Origin of the sequence: Myxococcus sp. CA033, from assembly GCF_013336625.1 — a bacterium.
GTDB classification, from domain to species: Bacteria; Myxococcota; Myxococcia; order Myxococcales; family Myxococcaceae; genus Myxococcus; species Myxococcus llanfairpwllgwyngyllgogerychwyrndrobwllllantysiliogogogochensis.
Genome location: NZ_JABUMU010000017.1, coordinates 16,496 through 37,055, shown reverse-complemented (window position 1 = coordinate 37,055; position 20,560 = coordinate 16,496). Strand labels below are relative to the sequence as shown.

General features: G+C 69.6%; 17 protein-coding genes. 9 read left to right on the top strand and 8 right to left on the bottom strand.

Annotated features, from left to right (window positions below):
* Positions 1-69 precede the first annotated feature (69 nt).
* Positions 70-273: a cold-shock protein gene (locus HUA78_RS30785; protein WP_174459335.1), complete on the top strand. Its 204-nt coding sequence runs from the start codon at positions 70-72 to the stop codon at positions 271-273.
* Positions 274-383: 110 nt separating this feature from the next.
* Here HUA78_RS30785 and HUA78_RS30780 read toward each other — a convergent pair whose 3' ends face one another.
* Complete coding sequence (locus HUA78_RS30780) at positions 384-2,822, bottom strand: transglycosylase SLT domain-containing protein (protein ID WP_174462021.1); 2,439 nt, start codon at positions 2,820-2,822, stop codon at positions 384-386.
* Positions 2,823-2,929: 107 nt separating this feature from the next.
* Between HUA78_RS30780 and HUA78_RS30775 the strand changes: the two genes are divergently transcribed.
* Together HUA78_RS30775 and HUA78_RS30770 are read left to right on the top strand one after the other, a co-directional pair.
* A complete protein-coding gene (locus HUA78_RS30775; protein ID WP_174462020.1) occupies positions 2,930-5,173 on the top strand; it encodes an ATP-binding protein in 2,244 nt (747 codons plus the stop codon).
* Positions 5,174-5,200: 27 nt separating this feature from the next.
* On the top strand, positions 5,201-5,878 hold the full coding sequence (locus HUA78_RS30770) for a zf-TFIIB domain-containing protein (protein ID WP_174459332.1): 678 nt from the start codon (positions 5,201-5,203) through the stop codon (positions 5,876-5,878).
* A gap of 72 nt (positions 5,879-5,950) precedes the next feature.
* On the opposite strand, the gene abc-f is transcribed toward HUA78_RS30770, so the two are convergent.
* Positions 5,951-7,921: a ribosomal protection-like ABC-F family protein gene (abc-f, locus tag HUA78_RS30765; RefSeq protein ID WP_141649203.1), complete on the bottom strand. Its 1,971-nt coding sequence runs from the start codon at positions 7,919-7,921 to the stop codon at positions 5,951-5,953.
* 255 nt (positions 7,922-8,176) lie between these two features.
* Between abc-f and HUA78_RS30760 the strand changes: the two genes are divergently transcribed.
* A complete protein-coding gene (locus HUA78_RS30760; protein WP_254623989.1) occupies positions 8,177-9,739 on the top strand; it encodes a protein kinase in 1,563 nt (520 codons plus the stop codon).
* Positions 9,740-9,842: 103 nt separating this feature from the next.
* On the opposite strand, the gene HUA78_RS30755 is transcribed toward HUA78_RS30760, so the two are convergent.
* On the bottom strand, positions 9,843-10,586 hold the full coding sequence (locus tag HUA78_RS30755) for an NAD-dependent deacylase (RefSeq protein WP_174459329.1): 744 nt from the start codon (positions 10,584-10,586) through the stop codon (positions 9,843-9,845).
* A 105-nt stretch (positions 10,587-10,691) separates the two neighbouring features.
* Between HUA78_RS30755 and HUA78_RS30750 the strand changes: the two genes are divergently transcribed.
* A complete protein-coding gene (locus HUA78_RS30750; RefSeq protein ID WP_141649361.1) occupies positions 10,692-11,177 on the top strand; it encodes a GAF domain-containing protein in 486 nt (161 codons plus the stop codon).
* Positions 11,178-11,250: 73 nt separating this feature from the next.
* On the opposite strand, the gene HUA78_RS30745 is transcribed toward HUA78_RS30750, so the two are convergent.
* Complete coding sequence (locus HUA78_RS30745; RefSeq protein WP_141649362.1) at positions 11,251-12,162, bottom strand: pseudouridine-5'-phosphate glycosidase; 912 nt, start codon at positions 12,160-12,162, stop codon at positions 11,251-11,253.
* A 99-nt stretch (positions 12,163-12,261) separates the two neighbouring features.
* On the opposite strand from HUA78_RS30745, the gene HUA78_RS30740 reads away from it, so the two are divergent.
* Entirely contained in the window at positions 12,262-13,170 is a 909-nt protein-coding gene (locus tag HUA78_RS30740; RefSeq protein WP_174477770.1) for a DMT family transporter, read from the top strand.
* 13 nt (positions 13,171-13,183) lie between these two features.
* Here the strand turns inward: HUA78_RS30740 and HUA78_RS30735 are convergent, their stop codons facing one another.
* From HUA78_RS30735 to HUA78_RS30725, 3 genes are read right to left on the bottom strand one after another with little or no spacing between them, the layout of a single operon-like run.
* Positions 13,184-14,899, bottom strand: coding sequence for an FHA domain-containing protein (locus HUA78_RS30735; RefSeq protein ID WP_174462017.1), 1,716 nt, complete (start codon positions 14,897-14,899; stop codon positions 13,184-13,186).
* Positions 14,900-14,952: 53 nt separating this feature from the next.
* On the bottom strand, positions 14,953-16,125 hold the full coding sequence (locus tag HUA78_RS30730) for a DUF2314 domain-containing protein (RefSeq protein WP_141644017.1): 1,173 nt from the start codon (positions 16,123-16,125) through the stop codon (positions 14,953-14,955).
* Positions 16,125-16,739, bottom strand: a complete 615-nt coding sequence (locus HUA78_RS30725) for a deoxynucleoside kinase (protein ID WP_141644016.1) — start codon at positions 16,737-16,739, stop codon at positions 16,125-16,127. Before HUA78_RS30725 ends, HUA78_RS30730 begins: the two co-directional genes overlap by 1 nt.
* 238 nt (positions 16,740-16,977) lie before the next feature.
* Here HUA78_RS30725 and HUA78_RS30720 point away from each other — a divergent pair, with 238 nt between their 5' ends.
* Genes HUA78_RS30720 through HUA78_RS30710 form a run of 3 tightly spaced genes read left to right on the top strand, consistent with a single transcriptional unit; the run spans position 16,978 to position 19,862 of the window.
* Entirely contained in the window at positions 16,978-17,766 is a 789-nt protein-coding gene (locus tag HUA78_RS30720; RefSeq protein ID WP_174477769.1) for a 1-acyl-sn-glycerol-3-phosphate acyltransferase, read from the top strand.
* Positions 17,767-17,777: 11 nt separating this feature from the next.
* On the top strand, positions 17,778-19,166 hold the full coding sequence (locus HUA78_RS30715) for a tetratricopeptide repeat protein (protein WP_174459326.1): 1,389 nt from the start codon (positions 17,778-17,780) through the stop codon (positions 19,164-19,166).
* 36 nt (positions 19,167-19,202) lie between these two features.
* Positions 19,203-19,862, top strand: a complete 660-nt coding sequence (locus HUA78_RS30710; protein WP_141644013.1) for a hypothetical protein — start codon at positions 19,203-19,205, stop codon at positions 19,860-19,862.
* A 102-nt stretch (positions 19,863-19,964) separates the two neighbouring features.
* Here the strand turns inward: HUA78_RS30710 and rplQ are convergent, their stop codons facing one another.
* Positions 19,965-20,378, bottom strand: a complete 414-nt coding sequence (gene rplQ, locus HUA78_RS30705) for a 50S ribosomal protein L17 (RefSeq protein WP_174465493.1) — start codon at positions 20,376-20,378, stop codon at positions 19,965-19,967.
* Positions 20,379-20,560 lie beyond the last annotated feature (182 nt).

Genomic DNA, 20,560 nt, shown 5'->3' with positions numbered 1-20,560 from the left:
TTCCCGCCCATCCCTATTTCATTACCAATCACCTGGACATCCCCAGGCGTGGCACACGAGGACGGCAGTATGAAGACGGGAATCGTGAAGTGGTTCAACGATGCCAAGGGTTTTGGCTTCATCACCCCGGATGACGGAGGCGAGGACGTGTTCGCACATCACTCCGCCATCAACGCGGACGGCTTCAGGTCTCTCCAGGAGAACCAGCGGGTCGAATTCGAGGTGACGAAGGGGCCCAAGGGGCTGAACGCGCAGAACATCCGGCCGATTTAGGGAGGACGTGCCTCAACGGAGGAAGCCGATCCATGGCCGGGGGAACAGTCCTGCCCTCGGCTGCTCGCAGGCCGTCCTCCCGCGCTCGAAGGTGGCTTCCCGGCCACCGCTCAGCGCGCGGCGCTCTTGATGACAGGCAGCTTGGGCGCCCGGCCGTAGAGGAGCTGGTAGGTGTTGTACGAGCGCAGCACGCGCTTGATGTAGCCGCGCGTCTCGGAGATGGGGATCTCCTCCACCCACGCATCCAGCGGCAGGTCCGGCTTGTCCGAACGCCAGCGGTTCACCGCGCCCGGGCCGGCGTTGTAGCTGCCCACCGCGTACGGCGTGTGTCCGCCGAACTTCTTGAGCAGTCCGCCCAGGTAGTGCGCCCCCATGCGGATGTTGAGGTCCGGCTGGAGTAGCTGCTCCACCGTGAATCGCTTGAGCTTCAGCTCCCTCGCCACGCCCTTCGCGGTGGACGGCATGAGCTGGGTGAGGCCCAGCGCTCCGGCCCAGGACAGCGCCTTCGGATCCAACGCGCTCTCCTCGCGCATCAGCGCCTGGAGCAGATCCGCCTCCACGCCCGACACGGCCGTGTGCTTCTCGATGAGCTCGCGGAACGCGTTGGGATACGCGACTTCCCACACCACGCGCGTCTCGCGGGTGATGCGGCCGCTCAAGTCCTTGCGCAGCGCCAGCCGGGCCACCGCGTGCGCGGCGCGCTCGTCACCGGCCTCGTGCAGCACCAGCACCAGCAGGCGGATGGCCTCCGCGGGCTGGTTCGTCCGGCTCACCGCGAGCAGCTCCGATGACACGGCCTCCGGGAACCCGAGCCGCAGCAACTCGATGCCCGCGCGGAAGTGCGGGTCCTCGCCCACCGGCCCCGCGAACAACGGCCACGGACTGGCCGCGTCGGGCACCGCGAAGATGTCCGGGGAGATGCGCTCCAGCCGCGCCGGGTCCACCGTGGACAACTGCGAGCGCGCCATCAGCCCGTAGTAGGTCGCGGGGTGCTCCACCGCGATCTTCTCGAACAGCTCCGCCGCGCCCTGGATGTTGCCCTGGTCCTGGAACGTGCGCGCCCGCCAGTACCGCGCGCGCTCCACGTCGTAGCTCTCGTCCGCCTGCGCGAAGCGCTGCTCGATGCGGTCCAGGAAGGACAGGCCCGCGTCCTCCACCTTGCTGGTGCGTGCGATCCAATACGCCTTGAACAGCGCCTCGCCCAGGAAGTCCCCCTGCGGATACAGCCGCGCCAGCTCGTCCAGCCGAGCCATCGCCTCCTTGGGGCGGTCCGTCTTCACGTACAGGTCCGCCGCGTAGAACAACGCGTCGTCCGCGAAGCTGTGGTCCGGGAACTCGCGCGCCAGTCGCTCGTACGTGTCCGTCCCGCGCGCCGAGTCGACAATCGAGCGCGACGAGCCCAGCACATACAGCGCCCGCGCCAGCAGGTCCCGGTCCTCACACTTCTCCACGACCTGCGACAGAATCTGGATGGCGCGCGTGTGCTGGCGCTCCTTGCGCATGCCCTTGCCGTAGGCGAAGTGCGCGCGACACGCGAGCGGCTCCGGCAGCTTCAACTGCGCCAGCATGGGCTCCAGTTGCGTCAGGCCCTGCTTGTTGCGGTGCAGCTCCACCAGCGCTTCACCGCGAGCGACCTTGGCCTCCAGCGGGGCCGCCTGTCCCTTGAGGCGCTTCTCCGCCTGCATCGCCAGCGCGGACAGCGGATGCGCGCCCCACAGGCGCCACAGCGCGGCGCGCTCGGCGGCGCGGTCCTTCTTCTCCGCGGCGATGTCGGCGATGGCCATCAGCGCCTCGGCGCCCACGTTGCGCCCCCAACTGGGCGCGGCACGCGACGTGAGCGGCTCCAGCGCGGCCATGGCCCCCGCCGCGTCCTTCTTCTTGCGCAGCACCCGCGACAGCGCCAGCCGGGCGTCCACGTACAGCCGGGACTCTGGTGACACCTGGGCCAGCAGCACGGCGGCCTCGTCGAAGCGACGCAGTCCCTCCAGCGCCACGCCCGCGTGCGTGAGGCACCGGTCTTGAAGCGCGGGGTAGTCCGACGCCAGCGCGGCCAGCTCCTTCGCGGCGGTCTCCTCGTCTCCAGAGCGCAGCGCGGCCAGCGCGCGCAGGTAGCGCACCGGAGGCGTGGTGCCCTCGTCCTTCAGCAGCTCGCGGGCTCGGCTGTACTGGCCCTTGTCGAAGGCCGCCCGGGCCTCCTGCTTCTTGCCCTCGCCGAAGTACGGCGCCAGGTCCTCCAGGGCATAGCGGCGGCCCCGGTGGACGACGGGCGCGGGGGGCGCGGCGTTGGGGAAGGCCGGGTTGAGGACCTCCACGAAGCCCTCGGGCAGCTGCGTCTTCTCCGCGTCCGGACGCGGCGAGAGCTGGGCCTCGGAAGGGGCGTTCTCCGTATGGGACGAGGGGGCCTCCGTCACGATGGGGCTCGACGCCTGGGGGGCGGGAGCCGGCGCGGCCTCCGTCTCGGCGGGGGTGGAGACCTGGGGTGCGGGAGCCTGCGCGGACAAGAGGAGCGCGGAGGCGACGACGGCGAGCTTGGGCAGGAAGGGCTTCATACGCGGGGCTGGGGACCCTGGGAGGTGGGCGCGGGCTCGCCCCATGACAACCGGGAGTGCATGGAAAATTTCCGGAGGTGGACACAGGTTAGACTGTCCGCACGCCCATGGACATCCGGACTCAGAGCGCTCTGCTGGCATCCATCATCGGCCTGGCCCTGGGCGTGTCCATGTTGTTGCGCCCGGCCCGGCCGAAGGTCCTCACCCTGTACTCCGTCTTCGCCCTGACGGTGGCCGGGTACTACCTCTCGTTCTTCTTCCACAGCCTCTTTCCCGCGGCGACATACCCCTGGGCGGCACGCATCACCCTGGGCATCACCGTGCTCGTCGCCTCGCTCGTCCCAGGCGCGGCCGTGGGCTTCTTCCTCGAGTTCTTGGATGTCAGCAAGGGAACACACCAGGTCGGCCGCCGGCTCGCCCTCCTGTCGGTCTTCCTGGGCCTGGCCGTGGCCGTCACCCCCCTGGCCGACAAGGTGTGGGCTCGCGTGGCCATGGGTGTCTGGGTGCTCGGCTCCCTGCTCGCTTCGGTGTCGTTGCTGCTCCACCGGGTCCGGACCAACGAGTCGCGCATCGAGCAACTGAGGCTGATGTACCTCGCCATCGGCGCGGCGGCGGGCATCCTGTTCTCGGCGCTCGACTTCCTGGGCACCGTCATTCCGCTGCCGACGCTCGGGCCCGTCTTCACCACGCTGTACCTGTTCTTCCTCGCGCAGACGCTGTTGCGGCTGCGGCTGATGGACCTGCATGAGCTGTTGGGGAAGATCGCCTCGCAGACGGTGCTGGCGGTCATCCTCGCGGCCGTCTTCACCGTGCTGACGGCGTGGGTGGACGAGGACACGGGGCTGTTCGTCTTCAACACGGTGGTGGCGGCGTTCGTCATCCTCATCCTGTTGGACCCGCTGCGCACGAAGGTGGAGGAGATGGTGGTGCGCATCTTCTTCCGCGAGCGCTTCGCGTTGCTGGACGCGCTGGGGATGTTGCGAGCGCGGATGGCGAACGTCATCGACATCTCCGAGCTGGCGCGACTGGTGCTCGACACGCTCCACGAGACGGGCCGCGTGACGCACGCGTCGGTGTATCTGCTCGCGGAGGACCGGCCGGGGTATCGGCTGCTGGATTCGCGGGGGCCGTTGCCGGTGTCGTTCCTGGACACGGCGGCGGCGCGAGGCCTGTTGTTCGCGGTGGCCAGCGGGCAGAAGGCGGTGCTGCTGGAGAACGTGGAGCGGCGTGGCGCGACGATGCGACTCCAGTCGGTGGAGGGACGGCGCTACCGCGACGAGCTCAAGCGGCTGAACGACACGCGCGCGGCGCTGGTGCAGATGAAGGCTGGCATCAGCGTGCCGATGGTGGGCAATGACCGGGTCATCGGCTTCCTGAATCTCTGGGACGAGCGGGTGCCGGAGGCGTACGCGTCCGATGAGATTGCCCTCATCCTGGAGGTCGCGGAGAAGCTGGCGACGGTGCTGGAGAACTCGAAGCTGTACGAGAAGATTCGAGAGAGAGATCGACTGGCGGCGCTGGGAGAGATGGCGGCCGGCCTCGCGCACGAGATTCGCAATCCGCTGGGGGCCATCAAGGGCGCGGCGCAGTGTCTGGACCCCATGCGGCTGCCGGGTGAAGACGGCGAGTTCCTGGAGGTCATCGTCGAGGAGGTCAACCGGCTCAACGGCGTGGTGACGGCGTTCCTCGACTACGCGCGGCCGATGAAGCAGAGCTTCGGGCCCACCGACTTGAACGAAGTCGTGACGCGGACGATGCGGCTCATCCAGAACGACGTGCCGGCGAACGTCCAGCTCGCGGTGGAGTTGGACCTGCTCCTGCCCCGAGCGGATGGAGACGCCGAGCAGCTCAAGCAGGTGCTCATCAACCTGGTGCAGAACGCGGTGCAGGCGCTGGACACGCGCGAGGGTCGAATCACCGTGCGCACGGAGAAGCCGGAGCGCTTCGGCGAGTTCCGCAACGCGGGGGGCGAGGTGCTGGAGGTGCGCGTGTCCGACAACGGCCCGGGCATTCCATCGGACCAGCAGCCGCACATCTTCGTGCCCTTCTTCACGACGAAGCAGAAGGGCACGGGGCTGGGGCTCGCCATCTGCCAGCGCATCGTGAAGAACCACGGCGGCAGCATTTCGGTGCAGAGCAAGGCGAGCGAGGGCACCACGTTCATCATCCGTCTGCCCGCGCTGCCTGCGGAGAAGCCCGCGGAGGGGCTCGTCGCGGAGGGCACGGGCACCCCGCCGCCCGCGACGCGCATCTCCCAGTCGTTCCCCATGCCGGAGGAGCTGCGAGAGCCCCCTGCCCCGTCGACCCCGGAGCCCCGGCCCAAGCGCGAGCGGCGGCGCCGAGCAAGCTGAGTGGGATTGGCGCTAGGCTGTCTGGCCATGAGCGCCTGCCCCTTCTGCCACGAGACGATGCGGCCCACCTTCCTGGGAGGCTTGCCCCGCGAGGAGTGTGGCCACTGCGGCTCCGTCTGGTTCGAGGGTGAGGCGCTGACGAAGGTGATGGGAGGCTCGGTGTCGGACGCGCTGGTGCGGCGCGCGAAGGGACACCCGGGCGTGTGCAAAGGCTGTCAGGCGAAGGTCCAGTACGTCCCCGAATGTCCCAGCTGTGGAACACCCGCGCCCAGCTGTCCCCGGTGCGGGCATGCGCCGCTGCCCGTCGTGCAGGTGCTGGGCGTCACGGTGGAGGTGTGCTCGGACTGCGCGGGCGTGGCGTTGGACCCCGGCGAGCTGCAACAGCTCCAGCAAGCGGCGGCGCAGTATCGCGACTCGCCGCTGGACATGCGGCCCACGCTCAAGCTGGGGCGAGCGACTGCGTGCGCGGAGTGCAAGCGCGAGGTGAAGCCACGCTACGGCTTCGTCTGGGAAGAAGCCCTGTACTGCGGAAGCTGCGCGCCCGAGGGCTCCGCGCCCTTCACGGAGGAGCTGACGAAGGCGGAGCCCTCCTCCGAGATGAGCACCCCGCTTTTGTCCGGCTACACCGGGAACATGGCCGCGGGTTACACGGGGGACACCACCGGCCCCGCGCTGCTGTGGCTGTTCAGGCGCGTCTTCGGGTAGTGAGCCGAGACGAGCCGGAGGCCCGCGCTCACAGGAGAGCGGCACCCTGCGCGCCTGGCGGAGGACCGCGCCTCAGTTCAAGGTCGCGGTCGCCTGCGCCAGCTTCTCCTGCGTGGCTTCCCACCGCGCATAGAGGTCTTCCAGCGTGTCCTTGCCCTCGCGGTGCGCGTCCATGAGCGGCTTGGCGCGAGCGAAGTCGTTGTAGAGGACGGGGTCGGCGAGCTGCGCCTCGCGCTCCTTCTGCGCGGCCTCCACCTTGGCGATCTGCTCCTCCAACTTGGAGATCTCCTTTTTGAGCGGCCCCTCCACCACGCTGCGCCGCTGACGCGCCTCGGCCTCCTGCCGCTTGCGCTCCTTCTCCGTCATCGCCACGGAGGACGCGGTGTCCCCCCGGGCCGCGCTCGCGCCACCCGCCGCGGCCTCCGCCTTCAGCCGCTGCTGCTCCTGGTGGTACAGGTAGTCGTCCAGGTTGCCCGGGTGAGGCGTCAACTTCCCGTCCGCCACCTCCCAGACCTGGGTGCACAGCCCGTTGATGAAGCTGCGGCTGTGGCTGACGAACAGCAACGTGCCGCCGTACAGCTTCAGCGCCTCGATCAGCATCTCCGCCGAGTCCAGGTCCAGGTGGTTGGTGGGCTCGTCCATCAGCAGGAAGTTGGACGGCACCAGCAGCAGCTTGGCCAGCGCCACGCGAGCGCGCTCACCACCGCTGAGCACGCCAATGGGCTTCTCCACGTCATCGCCGCTGAAGAGGAAGGCGCCGAGCACGCCGCGCACGTAGCTCTCCGGCTTGTCCGCCGCGAGCGGGCGCACTTCCTCGATGATGGTGTTCTGTCGATCCAGCTTGTCCGCGTGGTGCTGCGCGTAATAGCCCACCACCACGTTGTGCCCGATGGTCACCGTGCCCGAGTCCGGCACCAGCTCCCCCGCCACCATCCGCAGAAGAGTCGTCTTGCCCGCGCCGTTGGCACCCACCACGGCGATGCGCTGGCCGCGCTCCACCCGGCCCGAAAGGCCGTCGTACACGGTCTGCGCGCCATAGCGCTTGGTGATGCCTTCCAGCGTCACCACGTCGCGTCCGCTCCGGTCCACTTCCGGGAAGCGGAACTTCATCGTCGAGCGCTCCTCCAGGACCTGGACCTTCTCCAGCTTCTCCAACATCTTCGCGCGGCTCTGCGCCTGCTTGGCCTTGGTGGCCTTCGCGCCGAAGCGGTCGATGAAGCCCTGCAGCTCCGCGCGCCGGTTCTCCACCTTCTCCGCCCGGGCCTGGAGCAGCACCTTCTCCTCGGCGCGCAGGCGCTTGTAGTCGTCGTAGTTGCCGGCGTACTCGCGCACGCCTTCGAGCTCCAGCGACACCACGCGGTTGATCTGCCGGTTGAGGAAGTCCCGGTCGTGGGAGATGAGCACCAGCGCCTTGCTGGAGCGGCGCAGGAAGCCGTCGAACCACGCGAGCGTGGGGACATCCAGGTGGTTGGTCGGCTCGTCGAGGAGCAACAGGTCAGGGTCCTGGAGCAGCAGTCCCGCCAGCGCCGCGCGCATCCGCCAGCCACCCGACAGGGCCGAGGTGGGCTTGGCCAGGTCGTTGTCCTTGAAGCCCAGGCCCTTGAGGATGCGCTCGGCGTGGTGCCGGCCGAAGCGGTTCTCGAAGTCGTCCAGCTCCGCGTGCAGGTCCGCCAGGGACTGGGCCAGCTCCAACTGGTCCTCCTCGTCCGTGGCCGCCGAGAGCGACTCCTCGGTCTCCTTGAGGCGGGTCTCCAGGGTGTCGCGCCCCGGGACGGTGCTCATCACCGCCTCCACCACAGTGCCCTCCGGCAGCCCGGCGATTTCCTGGGGCAGATACCCCCAGCGGGCCCGGCGACGGTAGGTCAGGGACCCTGAATCCGGCTGGGCGACCCCCGCCAGGATTTTCATCAGGGTGCTCTTCCCCGTCCCGTTGGCCCCGACGAGGCCTACACGGTCCTTGGGGCCGAGGGTGAAGCTGTCGCTGTCGAAGAGGACCTTCTTTCCATAGGAGAGGCTGAGGTCCTGGGCGATGACGAGGCTCATGGCGGCCGGGGATGTAACAGCCCTGGGCTCCTCGGGAAATGGCTCAGATGCCTGTCTGGAGACCGTGGGGGCCAACGTCCCCTTTCCGGACCTGCCCGGGGCCTGCCTATACTCCGGCCCCACATGGCTGCCCCCTGTCCCCATTGCGGAAGCACCGACGGCGTCGACCACCTCTGCTCAGGCCAGAGCCTCCAGCTCATCGGCCAGGTGCTCGATGGCCGCTACAAGATTGAGAGCGTGCTCGGCCAGGGCGGCATGGGCATGGTGTTCCGCGCCACGCAGACCTCGGTGCAGCGCCCCGTCGCGGTGAAGACGCTCAACCCGTCGCTCGCCGCCGCGCCCCAGTTCTTCGAGCGCTTCCGACGAGAGGCGGAGATCGCCAGCCGCCTGCGCCACCCGAACGTCATCACCATCTTCGACTTCGGCCGCGCCCCCGACGGCACCTGCTACTACGTGATGGAGCTGCTCCAGGGCGAAAGCCTCAAGGAAGTGGTGAAGCGCGAGGGGCCCATGTCCCTGCGCCGCGCCACCAGCCTCATCGAGCAGGCCACCCAGGGCCTCGCCCACGCGCACCAGGAAGGTTGCGTCCACCGCGACCTGAAGCCGCACAACATCATGGTGCAGGACCTGGGCGGGCGGGACTTCGTCAAGGTGCTGGACTTCGGTCTGGTCAAGGCGCTCGAGGCCGAGGAGGAGGAGCAGCTCACCTCCACTGGTCAGGTGCTGGGCACGCCGCAGTACATGCCTCCGGAGCAGGCCGGTGGCGAGGCCGTGGACCAGCGCTCCGACCTGTACTCCATGGCGGGCGTGCTCTACTTCTGCCTCACGGGCAGCTCGCCGTTCGGCGCGAACACCGTGCGCAAGGCGCTCACCGCGTCGCTCACGCAGCAGGTGCCCGCGGTCAACTCCAAGCGCCAGGGCGCCCCGGTCCCCGCCGCGCTGGACGCCTTCTTCCGCAAGGCTCTGTCCCCCGAGAAGGAGGACCGCTACCAGAGCGCGCAGGAGCTCATCGACGCGATGATGGAGTCGGTGGAGGACGTCAGCGCCGAGCAGTTCGACGCGATGCCCAGCGGCGGCTCCAGCTCCGGCGTCAACGAGCGCGGCAGCGGCAGCCGGGCCAGCGGCAGTCGCGCGGGACGTCCGGGTGCCGGCAGCGGCAGTGGCGTGCGCTCCTCTCGCGTCGGCGCGTCACCGGGTCGTGGTTCCACGCCTTCCAACGTCGTCATCGCGCGCAGCCAGGCGGGAGCGCCGGGCGGAAGTGGCTCGTCACCCAGCCGCGTCCGTCCGCCCCCGGGCCGGGCCGCGGCCACCCCGCCGCCTCCCCCACCCGAGCCGGAGGGCATGTCCACGGGCAAGAAGGTCGCGTTCGTCGCGGTGCCGTTGGTGCTGCTCGGCATCGGCGCGGCGGTGGTGCTGGGAGGAGGCCAGGGTGGCTCCAAGCAGCCGGCGACCCAGGTCGTCGAAGTCCCCCGGGACAGGCCGACGAGTCCCTCGGGGGCCACGACTCAGGTCGACGCCGCACCGCAGGCGCTTCGGGTGAAGTTCAACTCGACGCCGTCCGGGGCCGCCATCTACGAGGGCGAGGAGCAGATCGGCACCACACCCATCGAGCTCATGCTGCCGCGAGAAAAGTCCCACCAACTGAGCTTCCGCCTCGCGAACCACAAGTCCGAGGAGCGCTCGCTCAACTTCAGCCGCGTCGCCGGAGACAGCCAGACGGTGGACGTGACGCTGGAGCCCATCCGCGCCGCGACGCCGCCCAAGCCGAAGCCGCCTCGGCCCGCCAACTCCGGGCAGGATATCAACGTCTTCGAGTAGCACCCGCCGGCTCCCGTGCGCACCGGGAGCCGTCATGCTGCGGGGCTCGCGTCCCAGGCACGGGCTTGCTGCCCGGGAGCGCGGTGCCCGCCATTCGGCGGACTCAGACGAGTCGGCCCAGCTTCGGGAGCACCTCCCCGCTCTTGCCCTGGACGGAGTGCTCGAAGCGACGGGAGTTCTCCGCGGGGTCCAGGTTGACGAGCCACGTCTCCCCGCCCGCACCGCGCACCTGATCGACCATGCCCGCAGCCGGGTAGACGGCGCCGGAGGTGCCCGCGGCCAGGAAGACGAAGCGCCCGCCGGAGCTGGCGGCACGCAGCGAGAAGTCCTGGATGCGCTCCAGGTCCGCGGGGTCCAGGTACTCGCCGAACCAGACGATGTGGGGCCGCAGCAGGCTGCCGCAGTCCTTGCACCCGGGCACCGTGCCCGCTGCGTACACGGTGGTGTCCTCGAAGGGTGCGCGCTTGCACTCGTCGTTGCTACAGCGCGTCTTGAAGAGGTTGCCGTGCATCTCCACCACGCGCTGGCTGCCCGCACGTGAGTGCAGCCCATCCACGTTCTGCGTGGCCAGGAGGAAGCGGTCGCCCAGGTGACGCTCCCAGGAAACCAGCGCGTCATGGCCGGGGTTGGGCGAGACGCCCGCGGCCCCTGCTCGCCGCTGGGAGTAGAAGCGCCACACCCGCAGCGGATCCTTCGCGAAGCCCTCGGGCGAGGCCACCTGCTCCACGGGCTGGTCCTCCCAGAGCCCGTTCATTCCTCGGAAGGTCGGGACTCCGCTCTCGGCGGAGACGCCCGCGCCGGTGAGGACGAGCAGCCAGGTATTCGAATCGAGAAGGAGCGTTTCCACGGTGCCTCCTGTGCGGCGTGGGATTCAGGATATGAAGCGTGGGACGACGATGACCGCGCCGGGCCCTGACGGGCGGGTGCGGAGACCTGGCTCGAGGACCCCATCATGGCGGAAATCACCCTGGACCTGCGCGCGGCTCCCAAGGCGCAGGCCTACGAGGAACTGCAGCAGCACGTTCAGGCGGCGCTCGCCGGCATCGACGACCCCATCGCGGGCATGGCGACGATGAGCTGCCTGATTCACCACGCCTTCGGCCATCTGTGGACGGGCTTCTACCGGGTGGTGACTCCAGGGAAGTTGCTCCGGGTGGGCCCCTACCAGGGCACGCTGGGCTGCCTGGAAATCAAGTTCGGCCAGGGCGTCTGCGGCGCCGCCGCGGCGAAGGGCGAGACTCAGGTGGTGGCGGACGTGCACGCCTTCCCGGGGCACATCGCCTGCGACGCGCGCTCCGCGTCGGAAATCGTGGTGCCGGTGTACGGGAAGAATCGCGAGCTGCTCGCGGTGCTGGACATCGACTCCGCGAGCAAGTCCACCTTCGACGAGGTGGACCGCCAGCAGCTCGAGACGATGATGCGCTGGTTCCAGCAGTAGCCGCGCCGCGCATCCATCCGAAGGCCACCGAGGGCGCGGCGGGAAGACAGCGCCCGCGCCCCAGGGAGCAGGTTCAGTCGCCGCGTGCGTAGGCCACGGCGAGCTGACCGGCGAAGCGGGCGTTGTTCACGAGGAGCGCGAGGTTGGCCTTGAGCGTCTTGCCGCCCGTGCGCTGGCCCAGCTCGCGCAGCAGGAAGGGCGTCACGTCCTTGCCCCGGATGCCCTGGCGCTCGGCTTCGGCGAGCGCGGAGGCGATCTGCAGCTCGACCTCATGGCGAGGCAGCGCGGTCTCCTCCGGCGGCGGCACGGTGTAGAGAACCCCACCCTGCCCCAGCGTCTCGAAGCGGGCGCGAGCGATGCGTGCGGCGGTGGCCACGTCATTCACGCTGTGCTCCAGCGTGATACCGGAGTCACGGCTGTGGAAGGACGGCAGCTCGCGGGTGCCCACGCCGATGACGGGCACGCCTGCGGTCTCCAGGAGCTCCATCGTCTTGGGAAGGTCGAGCACGGACTTCGCGCCCGCGCACACCACTGCCACGGGGAAGCGAGCCAGCGCGGCGATGTCCTGGGAGATGTCCCAGTGCTCCGAGGCGCCCCGGTGGACGCCGCCGATGCCCCCCGTGGAGAAGACACGGATGCCGGCCGCGGCGGCCAGCTCACACGTGGCGCTGACGGTGGTGCCACCGGAGGCGCGGGTGGCCACGGCGATGGCCAGGTCGCGCGAGCCGAGCTTCAGCAGGGGCTCCTTGCCCTCCGCGAGTCGGCGCAGGGCCGCGTCCTCCAGGCCGATGCACACCACGCCGTCCACCACGGCGGTGGCGGCGGGCACGGCACCGGCGCGACGAATGGCTTCCTCGCAGGCTCGGGCGGCGGCGAGGTTGTCCGGATAGGGAAGTCCCTGGGCCACCACACTCGTCTCCAGGGCGACGACGGGCTGCCGCGAGTCGAGGGCGCGACGCACCTCGTCCGAAAAGCGTAGGTCCATGGCGCGCGTTTAAGCCACGGCGCGGCATGGGGACAAGCCGAGTGGCGGGGAAACGTCGGCTTGCACGAAAGGACGCTGGGTCTTATTTCCTCGCGCGACGTGTCCACATCCGCCGCCAGTGTCCCTGCTGCGCCGCCCCGCGCCTTCTCGGCCTCCGACCTGGCCATCCTTGGTGTCGTCGTTGTCTGGGGCACCAACTACACGGTGGTGAAGGAGGCCCTGGGGGTGATTCCTCCCCTGGCCTTCATGTCGGTGCGTTTCGCGGTGGCCTCGGTGGCCATGGCGGGGTTGCTGCTCGCGGTGGAGGGTTGGAAGCCGCTGCCGTGGCGGGTGCTCTTCAAGCTCGGGATGCTCGGACTGGTGGGCAACACGGCGTACCAGCTGAGCTTCATCCTGGGGCTGGCGAACACGACGGCGGCCAACAGCGGGATGCTGGTGGCGGTGACGCCCGTGCTGGTGGCGGCCCTCGGCGCGGCGCTGGGAGTCGAGCGGCTCAACCGTCCACTGGTGATGGGCATGTCGCTGGCGGTGATGGGGATGCTGCTGGTGGTGGCGGCACGAGGAACATCGCTGGGCACGGACACCCGGTTGGGAGACGGGCTCATCCTGGTGGCCTGCGTCTGCTGGGCCATCTACACCGTGGGCATCCGCTCGCTGGGCAACGAGGTGTCGGCGCTGCGCATCACCGCCATCACCATGCTGGCGGGAGCTCCGGGAGTGGTGCTGGCGGGAGCGCCGGCGGTGCTCGCCCTGGACGTGGGGAGCATCGGCTTCAGTGCTTGGGCGGGCGTGGTGTATTCGGCGCTGATTCCGCTGGTGCTCAGCTACTTCATCTGGGGGCGCACGGTGCAGCAGGTGGGCAGCGCACGCGCGTCGCTCTACAACACGGGAGTGCCCATCGTGGCCGCGCTCACCGCGTGGGGCGTTCGTGGAGAGAGGCCCACGCTGCTCCAGGGATTGGGCGCGGCGCTCATCATCGGCGGCGTGGTGCTCAGTCGCGGGAAGTGACACGGGTGAGCGGCTAGCGCCCGTCCTCCCCCCGTCGTCCCCGCTCCACCGCGAGGCCGTACTCCTCGATCTTCTTGTCCAGCGTGGGGCGGCTGATGCCCAGCAACGCAGCGGCCCGGACCTTCTTGCCGCCGGCTTCTCGCAGAGCCTCGGCGATGGCGTCGCGCTCCAGCCGTCCCACGCGAGACTGGAGCGTCTGGGAGTCACTGGCGGGGCCGCCCTGCTGGACCTCTGGAGGAAGCTGCAGCGCCCCCACCCTTCCCCCGGCGTAGAGCAACCCCAACCGCTCCCCCACCAGCTCCAGCTCCCGCACGTTGTGGGGCCACGGGTAGTCCGCCAGCAGGCGCCGGGCATCCGCGCCCAGCACCGGAGGCTCCCGCCGCACCCGGCGCGCGGCACGCGCGAGGAAGCCCTCGAACAACACCAGCACATCCGCCCGGCGCTCGCGCAAGGGAGGCACCTCCAGCTCGAAGCCCATCAAACTCCGAGCGAGCGACGCGTCCACCTCCCCGTGGGTCCCCAGCAGTGTCACGGGAACCGACGCGGTGACGAGCAACCGCACGTCCACGGGCTCCTCGCCGCCCTGCCGCGCTGGCGCCACCCTTCGAGCCAGCAGTCGAGCCAGCCGCTCAGCGGCGCTCCGAGGCAGCGCCTCGACGTGCTGGAGCAGCAGCGAGCCCCGGTCCGCGCGAAGCAACGCGGACGCCACGGGAGGCTGTCCAGGCGCGCTGGCGCGGCCGAAGAGGGCCTCCTCGACGACTTCCGTGGGCTGACGGCAGTCCACCACCACCAGCGGCTCCAACGCCCGGGGCGAGCGAGCGTGGACGACCCGTCCCAACATCGTCTTGCCCGTCCCGGACTCGCCATGGAGCACCACGGGCGCGGCGCTGTTCGCCGCCCGCCGAGCACCGTCCATCAGCGCGCGCAGCGGCCTGGACGTCCCGATGAGCACGGGCGCGGGCGACTCCGCCTCCATCCGGGAGCGCACCGCCGTATAGGCCTCGCCCCCCAGCCGCCCGAGCGCCGCGAGCAGCTGCCCCTCGCCACCGGTGAACGAGGAGTCCGAGCGCGTCGCATAGAGCACGCCGAAGGGCATCCCTCCGGAGGCCACGAGCGGCGCGCACATCTCCGTCTCCGACTGGACCAGCTCCTTGCGCTCCAGCGCCACCTGCGCCAGCGAGCGAGGCACGGACATGGACTCCGCGCCCGACACCGCCGCGGTGAGCAGCCCCGTGTTGCTTCCCAGCAGCGCCGCGGCCCGGTCGGCGCTGAGGGCTCGAGCGACTTCATCCGCCAGCCGCCGTAACACCATGGCCTCGCTGGTGGCCCCCAGCAGCGCCGTGCCCGCCGAGTACAGCGCCGCGGCGGCGCCCACGTGAGGCAGCACCTCTTCAATCGGGACGTGGCCAGGTGACGTCGGCCCGCCTTCCACGAGCGTCACTGGGGGCGGCTCGAAGACAGCCACCGTCAAACCCACCCGGACGCGGTCGCCGGGATGCAGCACCACCTCGCCGCTGATGCGCGCGCCGTTCAGCAGCGTCCCGTTGCGAGAGCCCAGGTCCGTCAGTCGGACCTCTCCCTCGTGGACGGTCAGCTGGGCGTGCTTGCGGGAGACCTGGTCATCGCGCAGGGGGATTTCGCAGGACGGGCTGCGGCCAATGGCCATGTCCGAGAGCACCTCGAAGCGGCGCCCCGCGGACGGGCCAGTGAGCAGCAGGAGTGCGGGCATGGGGCGCGGAGCCTAGCGTCCCCGAGGACGCGGGCAAGCGCCGCCGTGTCGCCCTACATCGGCCTTTCGGCGTTCAACAGGGTCCGGATCTCCCCTTCATCCAGGGCCCGGCCCTCGCGGCTGAGCGCCAGGGCGTTGACCTGGGTCTCTTCGACCTCGACGTGAGCGCCCTTGCGCCACTCGGTGGTGTGCACCGCGCCATCCACGAGCTTGCCGACAAGGGTGCCGTCGTCCCGGGCCATGAGCTCCAGCCAGAGGTTCTCCACCACCGTGTTTCCATCCGGGTGGGTGTCGAAGGGGGCCCGGACGAGGAAGGTGAGCGGCTCCATCAGCCCCCTGCGCTGGAAGCGCGCGAGGAAGGAGGGCAAGAGCGCCTGGGCCTCACGGCGCATGGATTCCGTCTGCTCCTCGGGCTCCTGGGTGAAGCGCTCCCGGTACGGAGCCAGGAGCTGGGACGTGTTGTGGCGCCCCAGGGGGGACACCACCGTGAGGAAGAGGCCCTCATGACCCTCGAAGGTCTCCAGCGGCACGCCCAGCAGGTTGGCGCGCGCCTCCTCGGAGGGTACCACCATGAACGCCTGCCCCTCGCTGGTGCCCACCTGGGAGCGCAGCGCGGGCCCCTGACCGAAGGCCAGGTCCGTGCACAGCTCGTGCAGGAAGCTCTCCGCGGGCAACAGGTCCTGCTCCGCGAGGTGGAAGATCTCCAAATCCCGGGCGCCGAACTTCTCCATGCCGTGCGAGTGCACCCACAGCGGCGTGTCACCCTCCGTCACCTCCACCGCGTGCAGGTGGACGTGGTCCCGGATGTCGAAGTCCAGCTCGGTGATCTCCACCACGTCCTCGGGCTCGTGCAGCTTGAAGGCCGCCAGGTCCACGAGCACCCCGGGCACATGCTCCAGCAGGGTGCGCACGGCCCACAGCGCCTCGAACACGGGTAGCGTGGGCTGCGCCCCACCCGGCTCCAACGACAGGTGGTAGTAGGCCTTCGCCTTGCTCAGGCGCGTGAAGGCCTCTGGACTGCCGCTGTAAGCGGCCTTGTTGAACTTGGGCAGGCCCTCGGGGCCCACCGTCAGCCGGACATGCACCTCCGAGCTGTCCGCCCGGAGCACGAAGCCCTGGCCGTCCTCGTCTGGCGTGAACTCCACCTCGTCCGTCGCGAACGAGGCTCGCAGGGCATCCAGCGGTGCGGGCCCTTCTTGCTCGGTCGCCAGGAGGTAGACCTCCATCACAGGTGCTTCTCGATTTGCTGAAAGAGGTCCACGCGGTCCACCAGGTCGGTCAGGTAGTCGAGCTTGTCGGTGGCCAGCACCAGGACTGGAGACAACCGGTAGGCACCGAACCATTCCTCATACAGGGCATTGAGGCGCTGGAGGTAGCGGGTGGGGATGTCCTTCTCCATGGAGCGGCCGCGCAGGCGGATTCGCTCCTTCAGCGTCTGCACGGGGCAGCGCAGGTAGATCATCAGGTCGGGCGGACGCAGCGACTCGGAGATGGTCTCGTAGAGCTCGCAGTACGTCTTCCAGTCCCGCTTGTCGATGAGCCGCTGGCGGTGGAGGTTCTTGGCGAAGATCTCCGCGTCCTCGTAGAGGGTGCGGTCCTGCAGCACGGTACCGGGCGTGCGCTCCAACTCCCGGTGGAGGCGGAACTTATGCGTCAGGAAGAAGAGCTGTGAGCGGAAGGCCCACGTCTTCATGTCCTTGTAGAAGTCCGCGAGGTAGGGGTTTTGGTCATTGGGCTCGAAGGACGGGGTCAACCCGTACTTCCGGCAGAGGAACGACGTGAGCTCCGTCTTCCCGGCGCCGATGTTGCCCGCGATGGCGATAAACTTTTTCCTGGCCACGCCACCCCTGCTTGTAACCCCGCCAAGCTGCGCGCACCAGCAACAAGGTAAGGAAGGCTCGTGGTAGAAGAAGTGCATGCCCCCGAGCCGTCCCTCTCGCCGCGCCCCTGGGCGCCGCCACCTCCCGGGGTGCGGCCGCCTGTCCGGCCGTCCGGGACAGGACATCTGGCCGCGGGGCTGCCCTCGGGCCGCGACTTCCGTCGGCCCGACGAACCGGCCCCGAGGAGGGGGCTGAGGGATGCGTAAGCTCTTCTGTGTCGTGACGGCGGGCGTGTGGACCCCCATCAGCTTCGTCCTGGCCATCCTGGCGATGGTGTTGACGCTGAGGCCGGCCAACTCCGTCTGGGTGGCTCGCAGGATCTGGTCCCCGGTGTTGCTCTGGGCCGGTGGGGCGAAGCTGGAGGTCCTGGGCCAGGAGAACGTGGACCCGCAGCGGGCCACCATCTACGTGGCCAACCACCAGTCCACCATCGACATCCCGGCGCACTTCATGGCCGTGCCCGTGCCGTTCCGTTACGTGGCGAAGGACCAGCTCAAGTGGGTGCCGTTCATCGGCTGGTATCTCGCGCTCGCCGGTCACGTCTTCGTCAACCGGAGCAACCGCTCCAAGGCCATCGCCTCGCTGGACGCGGCGGCGGCCAAGATTCGCGGCGGGACGAGCATCTTCCTGTACCCCGAGGGCACTCGCTCCCCGGACGGCCACATCCTGCCCTTCAAGAAGGGCCCCTTCGCGCTCGCGCTCAAGGCCCGCGTCCCCATCTGCCCCGTCACCATCGAGGGCTCCGGCAGCCTGATGCCCAAGGACAGCTGGAACATCACTCCCGGCCCCATCCGCGTGAAGATTGGCAAGCCCATCGACACCACGGGCTTCGCGGAGAATGACCGGGAGGGCCTCGCCCGCGCCGTGCGAGAGGTCATCATCGCCGACAGCCTCGCGCTGGGCGGCAAGGGTGGCGACCCCGAGGACTCCGTCGCCGCCGCGGGCCTCGAAGGCATCAGCGCCGCCCGCGCCACCTCCACTCCCTGAGACGTTCTCCCGTGACGACGACTCCCGCCTTCCGCTTTCGCCCCTGGGCCCGCGCCGCCGTACTGGGCCTGGGTCTGCTCGCCGCCGGCTGCGGCCACACCACCTCGGCCACGACGGGCGCCCCCCTGCCCACCGACGAGCGCTCCCGGGCGCGGGCGTACCTGGAGGAGAACCAGCCGCAGAAGGCGCTCGGGCTCCTGAAGGACCTGCACGCGAAGGCCCCCGAGGACCTGGACGTGGCCCGCACCCTCACGGAGGCCCAGGTGAAGGCGGGCCGCACCGACGCGTGGATCGAGGAGCTCCAGGCGCGCATCGCCGCGAGCGAGCGGGCGGTGGACCAGTACATGCTCGGGCTGGCCCTGTTCTCCCGGGCGAAGGACGCCGGCGCGCCGGCCGTCACCGCCTTCGAGCGAGCCATCACCCTCTCTCCGGACACCGCCGAGTACCACCACCGCCTGGGTGTCGCCCGCCTGGAGTCCGAACAGTACGCCGCCGCCGTGGAGCCCCTGCGTCGCGCGGCGGCGTTGGCCCCCGAGCGCACCGCCTGGCGCCTGCCCCTGGCCAAGGCGCTGCACCGCACGGGAGACCCGGCGGGTGCGGTGGAGGCCCTGGGCGTGGTGGTCCGAGGCCGGCCCGCCCCGTCCGACGTGGCCACGGCGCGCGCGCTGATGGAGCAGATCAGCGACCCCTTCGGTGGCATCCCCAAGGCAGCCGAGGCCAAGCTCGAAGAGGGCCTGCGCTACCTGAACGACCTGGATGCCCCCCAGCACGCCATCCTCGCCTTCGAGGAGGTGCTGCACGACTACCCGGACCTGGCGGTGCTGCACTCGCTGCTGGGCCTCGCCTATCAGCGCCTGGACGACGCGGGCCGCGCGGTGGACGAGTTCAAGCAGGCCATCGAAAGCGCTCCTCGCGACGGGAAGAACCACCTCTACCTGGGGGAGCTTTACGCCTCCCGTCAGCGTCCGGACGCGGCCCGTGCGTCGTTCGAGAAGGCTGTCGCGCTGCATCCGCTGCTGGACGCGGCCTGGTTCCGGTTGGGTGACCTGCATCTCGATCGCAGGGACCTGGCGGCGGCCCGCGAGGCCTTCATCGTGGCGGTGTCCCTGTCGCCCGACTCCATCCCCGCACGGGGAAAGCTCGCGCTCGTGTACCAGCTCGACGGCGACTACCCCGCCGCGGAACGTGAGCTGCGCTACGTGGTCGAAAAGGACCCGGAGAATGTGGAGTTCTCGCTGCGGCTGGGGCTGCTCTTCACCGAACAGTCGATGAAGTCCACGCGTCCGCAGGTGAGGAAGACGGCGGCCGAGGAGGCCGAGCGCTGGCTCTCCAAGGTGCTGGAGGCGCAGCCGGAGAACGCCATCGCCTCGCGTGCGCTGCAATCCCTCAAGGGCCAGTAGCCACCAACGGGTCGTGCCCTCTACACTTCGCGCTTGATGAGTGATGGCCGCAAGTCTCCGCGCACGGCAACCAATCCCGGCACGCAGCCCCGGACGCCGAGCAGTCCAGGCATGCCTCGCACGCCGACGGATCCGGGCACCCTGCGGGTGATGTCCGCCGCGCGCACCGCGCCGCTCCAGAAGGGCAAGCAGGACGGCGCCCTCGGACAGCGGCTCGCGGGCGAGGCGTCCAATCAGGCCCTCAATGCGCTCTCCATCCTGAAGGAGTTCGCGGGCGACTTCCGTCAGCGGGATCGCTTCTTCAAGTACAAGGCGTCCATCGTCGCCGGGTGGCTGGCGTTGACTGTGGCGAGCTTCGCCATCGCCTGCCCCGGCAGCTCCGTTCAGACAGGGGACATGGACGCGCGGCTGGTGCTCAGCGACAAACTGGACCGGCCCTCCATCACCATCTGGAACGAGAGCAAGGAGGCGTGGAAGGACGTCACCCTCATCGTCAACGGCCAGTACCGCGCGGCCGTGCCTTCGGTGGGCGCTGGTGAGTTCATCACCATCACCCCCAAGCAGCTCATGGGCACCAGCGGCGCCGCCCCCGCGGACCTGCGCTTCAACACGCTGGAGATGCGCAGCAGCGACGACAGCGCGAACCTCACCGAGGACCTGCTCAACGAGTGGAAGCGCCTGCTCGGGCCGAAGTAGCTTCCAGGAGCCCCGCAAACACGAAGGGCGCCCTTCCCCACGGGAAGAGCGCCCTCTGCGTTTCCACCAGCCCCTCCTCACGAAGGGGCATGGAGACGGGCCTTACTCGGCCTTGGTCTCTTCGGCGGGAGCGTCGGCGGCGGGCGCGGCCTTCTTCTCGGGCCGGTCCACCAGCTCCAGCAGCGCCATCTCCGCGGCATCACCCCGGCGGAAGCCGAGGCGGATGATGCGGGTGTAGCCGCCGGGACGCGTGGCGTAGCGGTCCTTGTACTCGCTGAAGACCTTCTGCAGCACGTCGCGGTCCTTCACCGTCCGAGCCGCCAGACGCACGTTGGAGAGCCCACCGCGCTTACCCAGCGTGATGATGCGCTCCGCCAGCTTCCGGGCCTCCTTGGCCTTGGGAACCGTGGTGCGGATGGCCTGGTGCTCGAGCAGCGAGGTGACCATGTTGTTGAGCATCGCGAGCCGGTGGCTCGTGGTGCGGTGCAGCTTTCGTTGTCCGACCTTGTGACGCATCGTCGTGCTCCGGGTCCCCGCGTGGGGGCCACCACTCCGGCCGTATCAGGTACCGGGTGGGAAGGGCGACCCCGACACGAGGCTCGCCACTGCTGGTTGAGCCTGGTCAACCGCACCAGACCCCTTCCCTCCGCGCCGCGTGCTGCCGTGTCGCGGGCACGGAGGAAAGTACCACGAAGACT

Bases quoted from the DNA above. Each gene is read 5' to 3' on its own strand.
- HUA78_RS30785 (WP_174459335.1), top strand. From the start codon at position 70: ATGAAGACGGGAATCGTGAAGTGGTTCAACGATGCCAAGGGTTTTGGC.
- HUA78_RS30780 (WP_174462021.1), bottom strand. From the start codon at position 2,822: ATGAAGCCCTTCCTGCCCAAGCTCGCCGTCGTCGCCTCCGCGCTCCTC.
- HUA78_RS30775 (WP_174462020.1), top strand. From the start codon at position 2,930: ATGGACATCCGGACTCAGAGCGCTCTGCTGGCATCCATCATCGGCCTG.
- HUA78_RS30770 (WP_174459332.1), top strand. From the start codon at position 5,201: ATGAGCGCCTGCCCCTTCTGCCACGAGACGATGCGGCCCACCTTCCTG.
- abc-f (WP_141649203.1), bottom strand. From the start codon at position 7,921: ATGAGCCTCGTCATCGCCCAGGACCTCAGCCTCTCCTATGGAAAGAAG.
- HUA78_RS30760 (WP_254623989.1), top strand. From the start codon at position 8,177: ATGGGCATGGTGTTCCGCGCCACGCAGACCTCGGTGCAGCGCCCCGTC.
- HUA78_RS30750 (WP_141649361.1), top strand. From the start codon at position 10,692: ATGGCGGAAATCACCCTGGACCTGCGCGCGGCTCCCAAGGCGCAGGCC.
- HUA78_RS30745 (WP_141649362.1), bottom strand. From the start codon at position 12,162: ATGGACCTACGCTTTTCGGACGAGGTGCGTCGCGCCCTCGACTCGCGG.
- HUA78_RS30735 (WP_174462017.1), bottom strand. From the start codon at position 14,899: ATGCCCGCACTCCTGCTGCTCACTGGCCCGTCCGCGGGGCGCCGCTTC.
- HUA78_RS30730 (WP_141644017.1), bottom strand. From the start codon at position 16,125: ATGGAGGTCTACCTCCTGGCGACCGAGCAAGAAGGGCCCGCACCGCTG.
- HUA78_RS30720 (WP_174477769.1), top strand. From the start codon at position 16,978: ATGCGTAAGCTCTTCTGTGTCGTGACGGCGGGCGTGTGGACCCCCATC.
- HUA78_RS30710 (WP_141644013.1), top strand. From the start codon at position 19,203: ATGAGTGATGGCCGCAAGTCTCCGCGCACGGCAACCAATCCCGGCACG.
- rplQ (WP_174465493.1), bottom strand. From the start codon at position 20,378: ATGCGTCACAAGGTCGGACAACGAAAGCTGCACCGCACCACGAGCCAC.